16 protein-coding genes and 1 pseudogene are annotated in these 16,087 nt (G+C 63.8%); 15 read left to right on the forward strand and 2 right to left on the reverse strand.

Going from position 1 to position 16,087, the window contains the following annotated elements:
• Window positions 1-63 precede the first annotated feature (63 nt).
• Both KBB36_RS18340 and KBB36_RS18345 read left to right on the forward strand, forming a co-directional pair.
• Complete coding sequence (locus KBB36_RS18340; protein ID WP_290984395.1) at window positions 64-723, forward strand: TetR/AcrR family transcriptional regulator; 660 nt, start codon at window positions 64-66, stop codon at window positions 721-723.
• The gene (locus tag KBB36_RS18345) at window positions 723-1,865 is read left to right on the forward strand and encodes an SRPBCC family protein (RefSeq protein WP_290984398.1); all 1,143 of its coding nucleotides are present in this window, start codon (window positions 723-725) and stop codon (window positions 1,863-1,865) included. Before KBB36_RS18340 ends, KBB36_RS18345 begins: the two co-directional genes overlap by 1 nt.
• A 4-nt stretch (window positions 1,866-1,869) precedes the next feature.
• On the opposite strand, the gene KBB36_RS18350 is transcribed toward KBB36_RS18345, so the two are convergent.
• Window positions 1,870-2,733: a hypothetical protein gene (locus KBB36_RS18350; RefSeq protein ID WP_290984400.1), complete on the reverse strand. Its 864-nt coding sequence runs from the start codon at window positions 2,731-2,733 to the stop codon at window positions 1,870-1,872.
• Between the two features lie 110 nt (window positions 2,734-2,843).
• Here KBB36_RS18350 and KBB36_RS18355 point away from each other — a divergent pair, with 110 nt between their 5' ends.
• The 8 genes from KBB36_RS18355 (at window position 2,844) to KBB36_RS18390 (ending at window position 9,812) form a co-directional block, all read left to right on the forward strand.
• Window positions 2,844-3,944, forward strand: a complete 1,101-nt coding sequence (locus KBB36_RS18355) for a hypothetical protein (RefSeq protein ID WP_290984403.1) — start codon at window positions 2,844-2,846, stop codon at window positions 3,942-3,944.
• A 73-nt stretch (window positions 3,945-4,017) separates the two neighbouring features.
• Window positions 4,018-4,428, forward strand: coding sequence for a rhodanese-like domain-containing protein (locus KBB36_RS18360; protein WP_290984406.1), 411 nt, complete (start codon window positions 4,018-4,020; stop codon window positions 4,426-4,428).
• A complete protein-coding gene (locus KBB36_RS18365) occupies window positions 4,425-5,594 on the forward strand; it encodes a CaiB/BaiF CoA-transferase family protein (protein WP_290984409.1) in 1,170 nt (389 codons plus the stop codon). The genes KBB36_RS18360 and KBB36_RS18365 overlap by 4 nt, the downstream gene beginning before the upstream one ends.
• Window positions 5,591-6,343, forward strand: a complete 753-nt coding sequence (locus KBB36_RS18370; protein ID WP_290984412.1) for a glucose 1-dehydrogenase — start codon at window positions 5,591-5,593, stop codon at window positions 6,341-6,343. The genes KBB36_RS18365 and KBB36_RS18370 overlap by 4 nt, the downstream gene beginning before the upstream one ends.
• 35 nt (window positions 6,344-6,378) lie before the next feature.
• Window positions 6,379-7,161, forward strand: a complete 783-nt coding sequence (locus tag KBB36_RS18375; RefSeq protein ID WP_290984414.1) for an SDR family oxidoreductase — start codon at window positions 6,379-6,381, stop codon at window positions 7,159-7,161.
• Between the two features lie 34 nt (window positions 7,162-7,195).
• The gene (locus KBB36_RS18380) at window positions 7,196-8,743 is read left to right on the forward strand and encodes a carboxyl transferase domain-containing protein (protein ID WP_290984416.1); all 1,548 of its coding nucleotides are present in this window, start codon (window positions 7,196-7,198) and stop codon (window positions 8,741-8,743) included.
• A 71-nt stretch (window positions 8,744-8,814) separates the two neighbouring features.
• Entirely contained in the window at window positions 8,815-9,384 is a 570-nt protein-coding gene (locus KBB36_RS18385) for a TetR/AcrR family transcriptional regulator (protein ID WP_290984418.1), read from the forward strand.
• Complete coding sequence (locus tag KBB36_RS18390; RefSeq protein ID WP_290984421.1) at window positions 9,381-9,812, forward strand: PaaI family thioesterase; 432 nt, start codon at window positions 9,381-9,383, stop codon at window positions 9,810-9,812. The genes KBB36_RS18385 and KBB36_RS18390 overlap by 4 nt, the downstream gene beginning before the upstream one ends.
• Here KBB36_RS18390 and KBB36_RS18395 read toward each other — a convergent pair.
• On the reverse strand, window positions 9,807-11,216 hold the full coding sequence (locus tag KBB36_RS18395; protein WP_290984424.1) for an SLC13 family permease: 1,410 nt from the start codon (window positions 11,214-11,216) through the stop codon (window positions 9,807-9,809). The two genes, KBB36_RS18390 and KBB36_RS18395, sit on opposite strands and share 6 nt — an antisense overlap.
• A 152-nt stretch (window positions 11,217-11,368) precedes the next feature.
• Here KBB36_RS18395 and KBB36_RS18400 point away from each other — a divergent pair, with 152 nt between their 5' ends.
• From KBB36_RS18400 to KBB36_RS18420, 5 genes and pseudogenes are all read left to right on the forward strand, one after another.
• Window positions 11,369-12,658, forward strand: a complete 1,290-nt coding sequence (locus KBB36_RS18400; RefSeq protein ID WP_290984427.1) for a GTP cyclohydrolase II — start codon at window positions 11,369-11,371, stop codon at window positions 12,656-12,658.
• Entirely contained in the window at window positions 12,651-13,874 is a 1,224-nt protein-coding gene (locus tag KBB36_RS18405) for a URC4/urg3 family protein (RefSeq protein WP_290984430.1), read from the forward strand. Before KBB36_RS18400 ends, KBB36_RS18405 begins: the two co-directional genes overlap by 8 nt.
• Before the next feature lie 13 nt (window positions 13,875-13,887).
• Window positions 13,888-14,517 carry a uracil phosphoribosyltransferase gene (upp, locus tag KBB36_RS18410; RefSeq protein WP_290984433.1) on the forward strand — a complete coding sequence of 210 codons (630 nt, stop codon included), beginning with the start codon at window positions 13,888-13,890 and terminating at the stop codon, window positions 14,515-14,517.
• A gap of 130 nt (window positions 14,518-14,647) precedes the next feature.
• Window positions 14,648-15,274: a FecR domain-containing protein gene (locus KBB36_RS18415; RefSeq protein WP_290984436.1), complete on the forward strand. Its 627-nt coding sequence runs from the start codon at window positions 14,648-14,650 to the stop codon at window positions 15,272-15,274.
• A gap of 429 nt (window positions 15,275-15,703) precedes the next feature.
• Window positions 15,704-16,087: pseudogene (locus KBB36_RS18420) on the forward strand (hypothetical protein); the annotation flags it as partial.

Raw genomic sequence — 16,087 nt, forward strand, 5'->3', positions numbered from 1 at the left:
TTACCATTCCATGCAGGCAGTTTAAATCTTGCCTATTGAATTGAATTCAATTAAGTTCTCGCCATGGCACGCGGACGTCAGGCAGCAAAAAGCGCAGGGCGCATTGAAGGCGCAGTGGTGGAGATCGGCCGGGCCGATACGCGGCTTCGTATCCTGTCGGCGGCGGCGGCTGAATTGGTGGCTGGCGATGGCGTTATGGAGATCGGCGATGTGGCACGCCGGGCCGGGATTTCGGTTGGCCTGAGTTATCATTATTTCGGCTCCAAGGCCGGGCTGGTGGCGGCCTTGGTGGAGGATTTTTACGACCGCTACGATGCCCGGGTAATGGCGGTGAACCCGCAGCCCGGCGCCGATTGGGGCCGGCGCGAAAAACTGCGGCTGGAAGCCATGGTGGCGTTTCACTATGCCGAACCACTGGCGCCGATTGTGCTGGCGCGGCTCAACCGCGAGCCGGAAGTGGCGGCGGTGGAAGCGCGGCGGCTCCAGCAGCATATTGAACTGGCGGCGCATAACATCGCGCTGGCGCAGCTGCGCGGCGAAATTCCGCTCCGGCTCGATCCGCATCTGCTTGGCGCGATGATCCTGGGCGGGCTGCGTCAGGCCACCGGCCAGGCGCTGGCGCAGCCGGAGCGGCCGGATCAGGCGCGGCTTGCCGCCCAGCTTTGGGATTTCATCGCCGGCATGGCGCAATTCAAAACAGCCGGGCAGGGGGAGAACGGGTAATGGATCAGGCCACCCAAACGGCATGGCTGGCGCGCAGCCTGCGCCATCTTGAAGCCGGCACCACCGATCAGGGCGAGGCGGTCACCCGTATTGATGTGGCGCGCTATACCAGCGCCGATTTCATGGCGCGTGAAACCAATAGGGTATTCCGCCGCCTGCCTATCGCTGCCGGCTTTTCCGCCAAACTGGCAAAGCCCGGCGATTTCATCACGCATCAGCATCTCGGCCTGCCGCTGCTTCTGATGCGCGGCAGGGATGGTGGCATCAACGCCTTTCTCAATGTTTGCCGGCATCGTGGCGCCCGCTTGGTGGCGGCGCGCGAAGGCTGCGACAAACGCAGCTTTTCCTGCCCCTATCATGCCTGGACCTACGACATTGATGGCCGGCTGCTCAGCCTGCCGCATGAGGCGGATTTCGGCGCGCTCGACAAGGCCGCGCATGGTCTGGTGCGGCTGCCGGCGGCCGAAGCTTTCGGCATCATCTTCGTGTTGCCGCAGCGCGATGCGGCGACGCCTGATCTCGATGCCTTCCTCGGCCCGCTCAAGCGCGACATGGAGAGCTTCGGCCTGGGCCGGCATGTGGTGTATGACGAACGCGAGATCGGCCTGCGCTGCAATTGGAAAGTGGTGATCGAGGGCGGGCTGGAAACCTATCATGTGCGCCATGCCCATAGCCGCACCATCGCGCCGATGTTCCTGGATAATGTCAGCGTGATGGAGCGTTTTGCGCCGCATGCGCGGCTGTATTTCACCAAACGCGAGGCGCGCAGGCTGAAAGGCCAGGCACTGGACGGGTTGAATGTGCGGGATTTCGGCAATCCGCTATATTTCTTCTTCCCCAACCTGATTATTCTGGTGCAGCCGGATCATGCCACGGTGATGATCACGCACCCCGCCGGCACCGATAGCTGCATTATCCAGGGCGCCGCCCTGATCCCCGAGCCGGCGCAGAGCGACAAGGCGCGCCAGCATTGGGACAAGAATGTGAAAATCTTCTGGGATGCGCTGGACGAGGATTTTCAGATGGGCCAGTCGATCCAGGCCGGCTTCGCCTCAGGCGCCAATGACCACATCACCTTTGGCCGCTTCGAGCATCCCTGCGGCTGGTTTCACGCCGCATTGGACGAAGCGATGCAGGGATAGCGCTTTACCAGTTGCTGTCGCTGCTGTTGCCGATGCGGTTGGGTCGCTGCATCAGATCGCGCAGGGTTTCAAAGGCCATCATCTTGGCCATGTGATCCACCATGCGGCGCTGCTCCGCCATCATCTGTGCCACGGTCATGGCTTCAGTGCCGGTGGCGGCGGCTGCATTGCTGCTGCCGGCCCCGGCTACCTGCTCAAGCCCTTCGGCATGGGCTTCCAGCTTGCGGCTGAAATAGGCATGGATATCGCCAACGCTGCGTTTGCGCCCGGCGCTGTCAAAAAACACGCCGCTATTGGCTGCGGCGGCTTCGGGCAGCAGGTCAGCGGCCGGCATATCGGGCCGGTCGCGCAGGGCGGTGAGGAATTTGCTGGCTCCGTTGCCGCCCAGGAAATGGCCGAGATAGAGTTCGGTCTTGCCCACCTCAACGCCGAATTCGCGCGAGAGCAGGGCCTGGTTGCCACGGGCATATTCCGCCGCCATGGCCGAGGCGATACGCGGATCATCGCGCAGCGCCAGGATGGCCTGGCGTTCGGCGGCATCGGCCACACGCGGGCGGCCATCATTGCCGCTGCCGATTTTGGCCGCCATGTCGGCCAGGCCGTATTTGCCGCCATGTTCGCGCACCATGTCGAGCCAGGTGCCTTCAACAAACTGGAACAGGCCGCGTGCCGAACTGGTTTTGGCCTGGGCGTCGGTGCGGAAGCCGCTTTCCTGCGCCGCCTGTGATACCAGATAGGCAAAATCCACCCCGGTGCTGCGGCTGGCTTGCCGCAGGCTGTCGAGAATTTCAGGACTCACCTTATGCTGCCCGATCTTGACCTGATCGGGCCGGGCATTCAGCGAGCTGGGTGGGATCGGCGCGGCCATGGTTTCTTTCGCGGCTGGAATCGTCCAATTGAACCCTAGTGCAGGATTGGCAAAGAATTCGTTAATCCGCTTTGGCATAGTATTCTGATGCGAGTGTGGTGGGGGGGCGTTTGCCGGAGCGTATTGCAGTTGTGCTGGAGTGGCGGCCGGATTGGGGCCAGGACGGGCCATGGCTGGTGCTGCTTGGTCTGTTGTTCGGGCTTGGCCTGTTGCTGCTGGTATTTGAATTGCTTGATCGCTGGGCTGCCCGGCAATTGAGCATCGACCGTGTGGCGCTGGCGATGCGCTATGGCGGTTTCATGAATTCCTGGGCGGTATTCGGCCGTCATGCCAGCGATTACCGCGATCTCAAGCCGATGTTCCCCGAGGCGGAAGCGGCAGAATTCGCCCGTTTCGGCGATGGCACGGCCTGCATCGTGGCGCGCTTTGCAGATGCTGCCCAGGCACGGACCGCCGGCAGCGGCGCTTTCGGCAGCTTCGCGGCCAGCGGTGTTGAAGCTGATGAAACCGGGCTGCGCTTCAATACCGAAAGCCGCAGCGGCGGCAATTTTGCGCAATATGCGCTGGGGCAATGGCTGGTGGCCGAAGATACGCTGGTGGCAGTGTATGGCCCGGATGCTGCCAGCGTGGCGCGGCGCCGCCGACAATTGCCATGTCTGAAACAGCCAGCCATGCCCAGGCCGCTGCTCTGGCTGCGCAGCCGGCTGGGTTTCAGCCTGCTTTGCCTGGCCTGGCTGGTATTGCTGGCCGGCTTGCTGCTGCCATTGCTGGAACACAGCCAGGCGGTTTTGCCGCCGCCGGGGCTTGCAGCGCAGGACGAGGCCGCCCTGCGCGCCCGGTTGCAGGCGCTGACCACACCACGCGATGGCGGCCTGCTGGTTTCTGCCGGTGCGCTGCCGGGCAGCCTGCGCATCGAGCGGCGCTATGATGATGCACGGTTTTTTGATGCGCTGGATTTTGGCGATTTTGGCCGCGCCGTGGCGGCGATTGAACTGCGTCTTGAGCCGGCTTCACGCAGCGTCAAGGTGCTGCGCCTGACCGGCCGGCTGCAAAGCCCGGATATGGCTGGCCAGCCGCCTCTGCCACCGGCGCGCTGGTATAATCTGGCTGGATTGGCGCCAACGGATGCTGCCTTGCAGGCCAGCTTGCGCGAGCTTGTGCTGAGCCAGGGCTGGGCCTGGCGGCCGCAGTTTCTGCCGCGGCCGTGGTGAAGCCCGAAGCATTGCCAAACTATTGTTAGAAACCTAACCTGTCTGCCTTACCCGGATTGGGAGGAAGCAGAAAATGCCACTCGGTTATAAACAGATGGTGGCGGAGGCGCTGGCGGAAATCGTCACGCTGAGCCCGCAGCAAGCCGCCGATAAGATGAACCAGCCCGATGTAGTGCTGGTGGATATCCGCGATCCGCGTGAATTGGAGCGCGATGGCGCCGTGCCGGGCGCCTTCCATGCCACACGCGGCATGCTGGAATTCTGGATCGATCCGGAAAGCCCGTATCACAAGCCGGTTTTTGCCGAGCCGAAGCAGTTCATTTTCTTCTGCGCCGGCGGCCTGCGTTCCGCTTTGGCCGGGCAGACCGCCAAGCGCATGGGCCTGGAGCGCGTGGCACATATCGATGGCGGCTTCGGCGCCTGGAAAAAGGCCGGCCTGCCGGTGGCGCCCTGGGCGTCGAAGCAGCCCGGAGAGAAAAAATGAGTGGGCCGCTTGCCGGCCTCAAGGTGATTGAGATGCCGGCCATCGGCCCGGTGCCGTTCTGCGGCATGCTGCTGGCCGATCTGGGCGCCGATGTGCTGCGCCTGGAACGCCTGGGCGATTCCGGCCTTGGCCTGCCGATTGAGCCGAAATTTGAATTGCTGGCGCGCGGCAAACGCTCGGTGGCGGTTGATCTGAAACACCCGGCCGGCATCGCCATGGTGCTGGACCTGTTCGGCAAGGCCGACATGGTGCTGGAAGGTTTCCGTCCCGGCGTAATGGAGCGGCTTGGCCTGGGGCCAGATGTGGCGCAGGCGCGCAATCCGGCCCTGATCTATGGCCGCATGACTGGCTGGGGCCAGGATGGGCCGCTGGCCCAGGCGGCGGGGCATGACATCAACTATATCGCGCTGACCGGCGCGCTCGGCGCCATCGGCGAGAAGGGCGGCAAGCCGGTGCCGCCGCTCAACCTGGTGGGCGATTTCGGCGGCGGTTCGCTGTATCTCGCCATGGGCCTGCTGGCGGCGCTGTATGAGCGGCAGCAGAGCGGCATGGGCCAGGTGGTGGATGCCGCCATGGTGGATGGTGCCGCGTCGCTGATGACCATGTTCTACGGCATGAAGGCGGCCGGGCTGTGGCAGGCGCAGCGCGGCGTCAATGCGCTAGATAGCGGCGCGCCGTGGTATGGCAGCTATGAATGTGCTGATGGCGAATATATCTGCATCGGTTCGATCGAGGGCAAGTTCTACGCCGAACTGATCGAGAAGCTGGGCCTGGATGCCAAGATATTGCCGCGCCAGCATGACCGCGCCCGCTGGGGCGAATTGCGCGCTGCTTACGCCGCCGCCTTCCGCACCCGCACGCGGGCGGAATGGAGCGCGGTGATGGAAGGCAGCGATATCTGCTTCGCCCCGGTGTTGAGCCTGGCCGAAGCGCCGCAGCATCCGCATATGCAGGCAAGGCAGACTTTTGTTGCCCCCGATGGTGTGACCCAGCCGGCACCGGCGCCGCGTTTCTCGCGCACGCCGGGCGCAATCCGGCGCGGCCCGCCGGGCAGCAGCGGCGACAAGCTGGCCGATGGCCGGGCGGTGCTGGCCGAATGGGGTGTTGATGCCTCGGCGGCAGCCAAGGCCGGCGCCTTGGGCGCCGCGCAGGACACCGCCGCTTGAGCCGGCTGGCTGGCAAGGTTGCTTTGATTACCGGCGGCGCTTCCGGCTTTGGCCGGGCCAGCGCCGCCCTGTTTGTGCGCGAAGGCGCCCGCGTGGTGATCACCGACCGCAATCCGGCCGGTGCCGAGGTGGCGGCAGAAATCGGCTGCCGCTTCGTGTTGCAGGATGTCACCGATGAGGCGAGTTGGCCGGCGCTGATTGCGGCTATTGCGGCAGCGGAGGGCCGGCTGGATGTGCTGGTCAACAATGCCGGCATCGGCCTGTTCCGCCGCATTGAGGACATGACGCTGGCGGAATGGCGCAAGGTGCAGGCGGTGAACAGCGACGCGGTGTTCCTCGGCTGCAAATATGCGCTGCCTTTGCTCAGGCGTTCCGGCGGTGGCTCGATTGTCAACATCGCCTCGGTGGCCGGCAAATCCGGCGCACCTTTGATGGGCGCCTATTGTGCCTCAAAGGGTGCGGTGACGTTGCTGACCAAGGCGTTGGCTCTGGAATGTGCCGCTGAGAAAAACAATATCCGCGTCAATTCGGTGCATCCGGGTTATGTCGAAACCGCGCTGGTGCAGGGCCATATCATGGCCGGCACTGATCCCGACAAGGCGCGGCGTTATCTGGAAAAGCTGCATCCCATGGGGCGTATGGGCCAGGTGGACGAGGTGGCGAATGGCATCCTGTTCCTGGCCAGCGATGAATCCAGCTTCATGACTGGCGCCGAACTGGTGCTGGATGGCGGGCTGACGGCCCAATGAAAACATCCGATAAGCAAAAATAAGGAGCGAACAACATGGATCTCGGTATCAAGGGCCGCAACGCATTGGTTTGTGCGGCCAGCAAGGGTTTGGGTTATGGCTGCGCCCTGGCTTTGGCCAAGGAAGGGGTGGATATCACCATCACCGCGCGCGGCAAGGATGTGCTTGAGGAAACCGCCGCCCGTATCCGCGCCGCCGCGCCGGGCGTCAGCGTCAAGACCGTGGCGGGTGATATCACCACGGCGCAGGGCCGCGCCGATGCGCTGGGCATCGCCGGCAAGATCGACATCCTGGTGAATAATGCCGGCGGCCCGCCGCCGGGCGATTTCCGCGATTGGGACCGCGATGCCTGGATCAAGGCGCTGGATGCCAACATGCTGACGCCGATTGAACTGATCAAGGCGACGCTGGATGGCATGATCGCGCAGAAATGGGGCCGCGTGGTGAATATCACCTCCTCCTCGGTCAAGGCGCCGATTGGCATTCTGGGCCTGTCCAATGGCGCGCGTTCCGGCCTGACCGGTTTTGTCGCCGGCCTGGCGCGCCAGGTGGCACCGCAGGGTGTCACCATCAACGGCCTGCTGCCGGGCCGTTTCCTCACCGACCGGCTGAAAACCACCATCGGCGCCCAGAGCAAAAAGAGCGGCGATGAATTGCAGGCCGAATTCGCCCGCCAGGCGGCGACGATTCCGGCCGGCCGTTTTGGCACGGCAGAGGAATTTGGCGAAGTATGCGCCTTCCTCTGCTCGGAACGCGCTGCCTATATGACCGGCCAGAATGTGCTGCTGGATGGCGGCGCCTATCCGGGCACCTATTAAGCAAAAAACAAAAAAACGCCATGGGAGGGCGGGCATGAGCTGGGAAGCCGAGATCGAGGAACTGCGTCGGCGTGAAGCCTTGGCCAAGCAGATGGGCGGGGTCGACAAGATCAAACGCCAGCATGATGGCGGTAAGCTGACGGTGCGCGAGCGTATTGAACGCCTGCTCGACAAGGGCAGTTTCCACGAGATCGGCACCATCGCCGGCCGCGCCCGCTATGGCGCCAATGGCGAGTTGGAAGACCTCAGCCCGACCAATTTCATCTTTGGCCGCGGCAAGCTGGATGGCCGCAATGTGGTGGTGGGCGGCGACGACTTCACCGTGCGCGGCGGCGCTGCCGATGCCGCGATCTGGCAGAAGCAGGTGATGAGCGAGCAGATGGCGGGTGAGTTGCGTATCCCCATCGTGCGGCTGGTGGATGGCACCGGCGGCGGCGGCTCGGTGCGCTCGCTGGAAACCGAAGGCCGCACCTATGTGCCGGCCAATCCGGGCTGGGATCATGTGGTGGCCAATCTCGGCACCGTGCCGGTGGTGTCGCTGGCGCTCGGCTCGGTGGCCGGCCTGGGTGCTGCGCGCACCGTCAGCAGCCATTTCTCGGTGATGGTGGAAGGCATTTCGCAGATGTTCATTGCCGGGCCGCCGGTGGTGGCGCGGGCCGGTGAAACCCTGACCAAGGAAGAGCTTGGCGGTGTCGATATCCACACCCGTTCCGGCGCCATCGACCTGGCGGTGGCCAGCGAGCAGGAGGCGTTTAATGCGGCGCGGCGTTTCCTCTCTTATCTACCCAGCTCGGTTTATGACCTGCCGCCGCGCGGGCCGATCACCGATGCGGCTGATCGGGCTGAGGAAAAGCTGATCTCCATCGTGCCGCGTGATCGCCGCAAGGTCTACAAGATGCGCGACATCATCGATGCGGTGGTGGATCGCGGCAGTTTCTTTGAGATGGGCAAATTCTATGGCCGCTCGGCAATTACCGGCCTGGCGCGGCTGGATGGCTGGCCGGTGGCGATCCTGGCCAGCGATCCGTACCATTATGGCGGCGGCTGGACCGCCGATACCTCGATCAAGGTGGCGCGTTTTGTTGACCTGGCCGAAACCTTCCATCTGCCGGTGGTGCATCTGGTTGATATCCCGGGTTTTGTCATCGGCCTCGATTCCGAGAAAGCCGGCACCATCCGCCATGGCGCCCGCGCCATGGCGGCGGTGTATCAGGCTAGCGTGCCGTGGTGCTCAATCTTCATCCGTAAGGCTTTCGGCGTGGCCGGTGCGGCCAATGCCAATGCGGCGCGGCTGCATTACCGCTATGCTTGGCCTTCGGGCGATTGGGGCAGTCTGCCGCTGGAAGGCGGCATCGAGGCGGCCTATCGCGCCGATCTCGACGCCGCGCCCGACCGCGAGGCATTGAAAGCCGATATCGAGGAACGGCTCAACCGGGTGCGCTCGCCGTTCCGCACGGCGGAAGCTTTCTGGGTGGAGGAAATCATCGATCCGCGCGATACCCGCCCGCTGCTCTGCGAATTCGCCAACCTGGCCGCACCCCTGCGCCAGGCCGGCCCGGCGCGGCTGCCGTATCGGCCGTGAAAGGATGCCCGGGTTTATCTCGGGCATTTTTCAGCACTTGTCATAACTAGACCAGTCTGTATAATTCAGGCATGGCCAAGCGTCCTCAATCGAGCCGCGAGCGGTTTGTCACCATGGCAGCGAAGCTGTTTTCGCGCCATGGCTATGCCGCCGTGGGGCTGAACCGCATCATCGAGAAAAGCGGTGCGCCGAAAGGCTCGCTGTATCACCATTTCCCGGAAGGCAAGGAGCAGCTCGCCGCCGAAGCGGTGGCCTGGGCCGCCGAACAGTTTGCCATCACCTTGCAGGATGAAATCGCAGAGGCGCCGAGCGCCGCCGTGGCGATACGGCGTGCCGCCGAGCGTGTTGCCGGCTGGCTGGAGAAATCCGGCTTCCGCGATGGCTCGCCGCTCACCATCGTGGCGGTGGAGACCGGGCCGTTCAGCCCGCAATTGCGTGAAGCCTGTCAGCGTGGCTATGCGCAATGGGGCGCCATTCTGGCCCAGGCGCTGCGCGTCGAGGGCCGTTCGGATACACGCGCCGAGGACCGGGCATTGCTGGTGTTGGCAGCCTTGGAAGGCGCCATGATTTTATGCCGGGCGCAGCACTCGGCCGAACCCCTGCGCCGCATCGGCGCCCAGCTTGAGGAGATTTTGCAATGAGCCAGGCTTATCCCGGTGCGCTGACGCGTGAGCGTGTTGATGCGGTGATCGCGGCCAGCGGCTTCACCTCCTGGGTCGGCACCGAGCTGGTGGATATGGAACCGGGGCGGGTGGAGATTGCGGTCAACCTGCGGCGTGAACTGACCCAGCATCACGGCTTCGGCCATGGCGCCGTGGTGGGTTATATGGCTGATACGGTCTGTGCCTGGGCGGCGGCATCGGTGGTGGGCGATGTGGTGACCAGCGAATACAAGATCAACCTGCTGGCGCCGGCCATCGGCCAGAGGCTGACCGCCGTGGGCAGTGTGGTGAAGGCCGGCAAGAGCCAGGTGGTGACGCGCGCCGATGTGTTTGCCGAGAAGGATGGCGTGAAGAAGATCGTCGCCACGGCGCTTGCCACCATCGCCGTGGTCAAGGCGGCGTCATAGCCAGCCGAGCAGGCGCCACCAGAGCAGGTCAAGCGGCGTCAGGATCAGTGTGCTGGCGACGAACAGCGCCAGGCAAAGCCGCGTCGCCGCCGCCAGCGGCACGCGGCCAAGCTGGGCAGCCAGCAGCAGCGGCGGCGATTGATATGGCACCAGGATGTTGGAAAAGCCGATCACCTGGCTCATCAGCACACTGGCCAGCGGCAGCCCGGTGGCGCGTGACAATTCCTCGGCCAGCGGCGTCATGATGGTGGGCACGCCGGCCAAAGTGGTGGCAACCGCGATGGCGCTGGCCACTGCCGCTAACATGCTGACATTCCAGAATGGCGTATCCGGCGAGAAATGCGCCACGGCCTCAAATTCGCGCACCAGCAAAGGCCCAAGGCCGGAGCCGGCAATCATGGCGCCCAGGCCCATCACCCCGGCAATGAAGAACAGCGAGCCATAGCCGATCTCCTGGTTGAAAGCCTGTTTCGACGTCAGGCCCGAACCCGGGAACAGGCATATGACGGCCGCGCCCAGTGACACCCAGGCCGGCGAGATATGGTGGAAGGCATCGGTCACCCACAGGCCCAGGCTGAGGATCAGCAGCAGGGTGAGCCGGCGTTGCACCGGACTCATCGGCTCGGCCTTCGGCTCATCGCCTGCCGCCAGCGGCTTGGGATCGCGGTCAGGGAACAGCCACAGGATCAGCAGCACCAGCGTGACCGATTTCAGCAGCCCGAGCACCGGGAAATGCAGCAGCAGGTAATCGCCATAAGTGGGAGTGTAGCGGTAGAGCGTTTCCGCCGTGCCGGCCAGGATGGTGTTGGGGATGTTGGATGGCAGGATCGAGAAGGTGGGCACATGCACGCCAAAGCCTGCGGCCAGCAGCATGCCGATGCGGCCCTTGCTGCGTTCGACATAGCCCATGCGGTCGGCCAGCGCCATGATGATCGGGATCAGCAGCACGGCGCGGCCCATTGAGGAGGGCATGACAAAGCCGAGCAGCAGGCCAACCAGCACAATGCCGGCAATGATGCCGGGGTAACGATTGCCCAGGCCGCGCGCCAGCAGCAGCGCAATGCGCTGGCCCAGCCCGGTATGGCGGATCGCCGCGCCGATCACCAAGCCGCCAAAGATCAGCCAGAAGGTGGTGGATTGGAAGCCCGAAAAGACCACTGCTGCCGGTGCCGCCTGCAACAACATGGCAAGCAGGAAAAACGCCAGCGTGGTCCAGTATTCCGGCAGCGCGCCGGTGGCCCATAGCCCGATGCCGAACACGCCAAGTGCGCCGACCAGAGCCATTTCATGCGGCAGATACTGCCGGCAGATCAGCCAGGTGAGCAGAGCGGCCAGGGCGATGCCAATCGATGTGTAAATCGGGCGAAGCGGCAGGGTGTCCGCGCTGCCCGGCAACTGCGGCATGATTCAATTCCTTGATGCAGGTTTTTTATGCGACGCGGGGAACGCCGGGGGGAGGGCCGCCTTTTATGCCGCCCGAAGCCGCCTGCGTCCAATCGAAAATGCTTATCGCCCGCCATGCTTCCGCTTGGCCGGCTTCGGGAGTAAAATGGGGCATGAGCAGCGAAATCGACCAGCAGGCGAAAAAGCCTGCCATCAAACCGATTGTCTTGACCTCGCATCCGGGCGGCAGCGGACCCAAGCCGCTGCCGATCCATTGGGGTGCGGCCGATCCGGCAGCACGCGGCCCGATCATTGCCACGGTGCATGGTGACAGTGTTCCGGCCATTGCCGGCCGCAACGCCATCGGCACCCATTCCGGCGCCTATGCGCTGTATCGCGCCCTGGCCATCGCCGCCGGCCAGCTCAAGGCCGAGCATAAGCCGGACCTGACCAACACTGCGCCGGCCGAGCCTATCGGGCCTTTTCCGCAGTGGAGTGACTCGGCCAAGATCGTGTCGATTGATCCCTTCGGCCATATGGTGAGCGAGGTTTTTGCCGACCTGCTGCGTCAGGGCGTGGATATCCGCCCCACCATCGCGGTGACCAAGGCGCATATCAATATGCCGGAACTGATCGAGGCGATGCGCGCGGGCCGGCTCAAGCCCGATGGCGTGGTGCTGGCGCCGAATGGCGATGTGCGGGTTACCAAGATCGCCATCGAGCCGGTCTGGTGGCTGCCCGGCATTGCCGCCCGTTTCAAGATTTCCGAAACTGATCTGCGCCGCCATCTGTTCGAGCAGACTGCCGGCATGTTCCCGGAACTGGTGACGCGCTTTGATCTCAAGGTTTTCCTGCCGCCGATTGGTGGCATGACGGTGTATCTGTTTGGCGACGTGGCCAAGCTGGGCAAGCCTGAAACCCGTATCGCCTGCCGCATTCATGACGAATGTAATGGCTCGGATGTGTTCGGTTCGGATATCTGCACCTGCCGGCCCTATCTGGCGCATGGCATCGAAGTGTGTATCGAGACAGCACAGCAGGGCGGTGTTGGCGTTATTGTGTATAACCGCAAGGAGGGCCGGGCGCTGGGCGAGGTGACCAAGTTCCTGGTTTACAATGCGCGCAAGCGCCAGGAAGGCGGCGACCGCGCCGAAGCCTATTTTGAACGCACCGAATGTGTTGCCGGGGTGCAGGACATGCGCTTCCAGGAATTGATGCCGGATGTGCTGCATTGGCTCGGCATTGCCCGGGTGGACAAGCTGGTATCGATGAGCAACCTGAAATTCCAGCCATTGGTGGATAGCGGCATTCAGGTGATCGAGCGGATTCCAATCCCGGACGATCTGATCCCGGCCGATGCCCGGGTGGAAATGGATGCCAAGAAGGCGGCCGGCTATTTCACCGAAACAGTGCCGGATGCCGCCGAGCTGAAGCAGAGCAAGGGGCGCAGGCTCGATGAGTGAGTTGCTTGACTGGCTGCTCAGCCCGGTTGCCATCCGCGCCAGGGCCGAGCAGTTTTATACGTATGTGTCGGAAGGCCGCTCGGCCTATTTCACGCTGGAAGCCGGCCGGCTGGAGCCGGTGGCGGATTATGTCGCGGCGGTGATCCGCGCCAATTATCCCAGCTTGCGGATTCCCTATCATGCGCGCTGGCGCCATTTCGGCGACCGTTGGGACCGCCTGGCACCGCGTTTCCAGGATGGCATGCACCCGGATGAAGTGGCGCGTATCCGCTTCGATCTTGCTGTTGTTTCTGTGCTGCTGGATGCCGGCGCCGGCGCCGCCTGGCGCTACCAGGAAGCAGAGACCGGCCAGGTGCTGGCGCGCTCGGAAGGCCTGGCTGTGGCCAGCCTGCATGCCTTCCAGAAAGGCGTGTTCTCACGCCTGCCGGAAGCGCAGCCCTGCCGCGCCGATGCCGATGGCCTGGAACGCCTGGATGTCACCGATATAGCCCAGGCCTTTCAGGTCAGCGCCGACAATCCGCTGGATGGCCTGGAGGGGCGGACAAGGCTGTTGCGCGATCTGGGTGCCGCCTTGCGCGCCAGCCCGGCCTTGTTCGACCGCGATGGCGAAGTGCCGCGTATCGGCCATCTGTTTGATTACCTCAAGGCCCAGGCGCAGGATGGCGCCTTGCCGGCGGCGGCGATCCTGAAAGCCCTGCTGCGTGGCCTGGGTCCGGTCTGGCCGGGCCGGATTGTATTCGAGGGCGTCAATCTGGGTGATTGCTGGCGCCATGAGGCGGCGGTTTCCGATGATGCGACGGATGGCCTGGTGCCGTTCCACAAACTGTCGCAATGGCTGGCCTATTCGCTGGTCGAGCCGCTGGAGGAAGCCGGTATCCGCGTGCTTGATCTGGATGCCCTGACCGGCCTGCCGGAATACCGCAATGGCGGGCTGTTCATTGATCTTGGCGTGTTGCGGCTGAAACAGCCCGACCTGGCCGCCGAGCGGCTGCCGCCTGGGCATCCGGCAGTGGTGGAATGGCGGGCGCTCACCGTGGCGTTGCTCGACCGCCTGGCGCCGCCGCTGCGCCAGCGCCTGGGCAAGAGCCAGGCTGAATTGCCGCTGGCCAGCCTGCTGGAAGGCGGCACCTGGGCGGCGGGGCGCAAGGCAGCCGCCGAGCGCCGGCCGGGCGGCACGCCGCCGCTTAATATTGTCAGCGATGGCACGGTTTTCTGATAGAGGGCATACAATGGCCAATGTGCATGTGATCGATCATCCGCTGGTGCAGCACAAGCTCACCCTGCTGCGGCGCAAGGAAGTCAGTACCGCCGAATTCCGCGGCCTGGTGCGCGAGGTCAGCCTGTTGATGGCTTATGAAGTGCTGCGCGACCTGCCCACCGAAAAGGTGACGATCGAGACGCCGCTGGAGACGATGCAGGCGCCCTTGCTGCTCGGCAAGAAGCTGTGCTTCGTTTCCATCCTGCGCGCCGGCAACGGCATCCTGGATGGCATGCTTGATCTGGTGCCGTCGGCGCGTGTTGGCCATGTCGGGCTGTATCGCGACCCGGCCACGCTGGCGCCGGTGGAATATTATCTCAAGCTGCCCGATGACGTGAACCAGCGCCTGGTGGTGGTGGTAGACCCGATGCTGGCTACCGGCCATTCTGCCGCCGCTGCCGTGGCGCGGCTGAAGCAGGCTGGGGCGCAGCAGATCAAGTTTGTCTGCCTGCTCACCGTGCCCGAGGGCCTGCGGGTATTTCATGACAGCCACCCGGATGTGCCGGTCTATACTGCATCGGTTGACCGCCAGTTGGACGACCATGGCTATATCCGCCCGGGCCTTGGCGATGCTGGCGACCGGCTCTACGGCACCAAATAGGCTTCAAATAACGGTCACATTGGAACGCTTTGTGTCGGCGGTCACAGGCCGGCCGTCGACATTCCCGCCGCGCTCACCATTTCGTCGCTAAGACTTCGGTCAAGAAGAATTGCAACGAAAGGTATGTATCATGGCCTTCCTCTATCGCAGATTGGTTCGCATCGGCCTCACCCTGGCGGTGGCCACGGCTGCCGGCCTGGCCGCGCCGGCTTTTGCCGCCACGCCGGAAGTCAAACTGGCTGAACCGCTTGCGGTGGCCGCCAGCCCGTCGCCGCGTGTGGTGGGGCAGGATGTGCGCCGCAACGCCGCCGTAATGCTGGGCCAGCGCCTGGTTGCCGGGCCGGGTTCCGGCATCGCGCTGCGGCTGGGTGATGGCACCAGCGTGGTGATCGGGCCGAACAGCGTGCTCAGTGTTGACGAATTTGCCGCTGACCGTATCGTTTTGCGCCTGGAGCGCGGCAGTTTCCATGTCGATTCTGCCAATCCCGGCCTGGTGCATGTCATCCTGCCCAGCGGCACCGTGGGCTTGCGCGCCGCCGCCGTGGCCGGCCGCATCGGCCCAGATCACACCGATATCGTGCTGCTCAGCCCGGGTCGTGTCGACGTTGCCGGTTTTGGCGGCAAGAGCGTGCGGCTTGATCGCCAGGGCCTGACCACCCGGATTCTCAGCCTGGGCAGCCCGAGCAAGCCGGTTTTGCTGCCGGCCGAGCGGCTGAAGGATTTCACCGGCTTTGCCGCCCAGGTCGCTATGCGCTGAGCCGCCAGCCGGCAGAGCCAAGATCTGCCAGAGCGGAATCGGTCGGGTGTTAGCCGAACCGCTGGCGCCAAAAGCTGCCGGCGGGTTTGTCCGACGGTGAAAAAAAGGCTGCGCCGAGGCTGTTGCCGAGTCGCTGTCACATAGCCGGAAAACTATAGAAAAAGCCGCTAACCATGCGGCTTTTTCGCATTTTTGGGGTTGTGCGGGAAACCGCTATCGTGGCCCCCGCGACACAGCCCGGCAAAAATATTTTCCCCCAGGGGCAATTTGCTATTGCGTTGGGGGGCAGATGCTGTAAATAGCACCGCATGTGACGCACCCGCACGTGCCGATGGCCCCTGGCAGGTTATGCAACGACGAACGCGTCTCTTTTGGTGGCACAGCCGCAAGCTGTGTCGGGTTCAGAGCCGGTCCGAGAGGGAGGTTTCGATGCTTGCAGCCAATGGTGGCCGCTTGAAGACTCGTCTGCGAAATGCGCCTGCGAAGGCGTTGGAGCAGGGTCAGATTACCCCGAAGATGCAGAAGTTCCTCGCCGAGTGTCGCGACACCGAGCCGTTTCTCGTTGTCGATGTGGACATCGTCGAGCAGAACTATCGCACGCTTTGTCATCTGCTGCCGTTGGCCAAGGTGTTTTATGCCACCAAGGCGAATCCGGCTGAGCAGATTGTGCGTCGTCTTGCCGATCTGGGTTCCAGCTTTGATGTCGCCTCTACCGGCGAGATTGAACTGTGCCTGGGCCAGGGCGTGACCGCCGACCGTATCTCCTATGGTTCGACGATCAAGAAGCGCACAGACATTGCCTTTGCCTATGAC

The sequence above is a fragment of the Ferrovibrio sp. genome (genome assembly GCF_017994015.1).
In the GTDB taxonomy this organism is placed as follows: domain Bacteria; phylum Pseudomonadota; class Alphaproteobacteria; order Ferrovibrionales; family Ferrovibrionaceae; genus Ferrovibrio.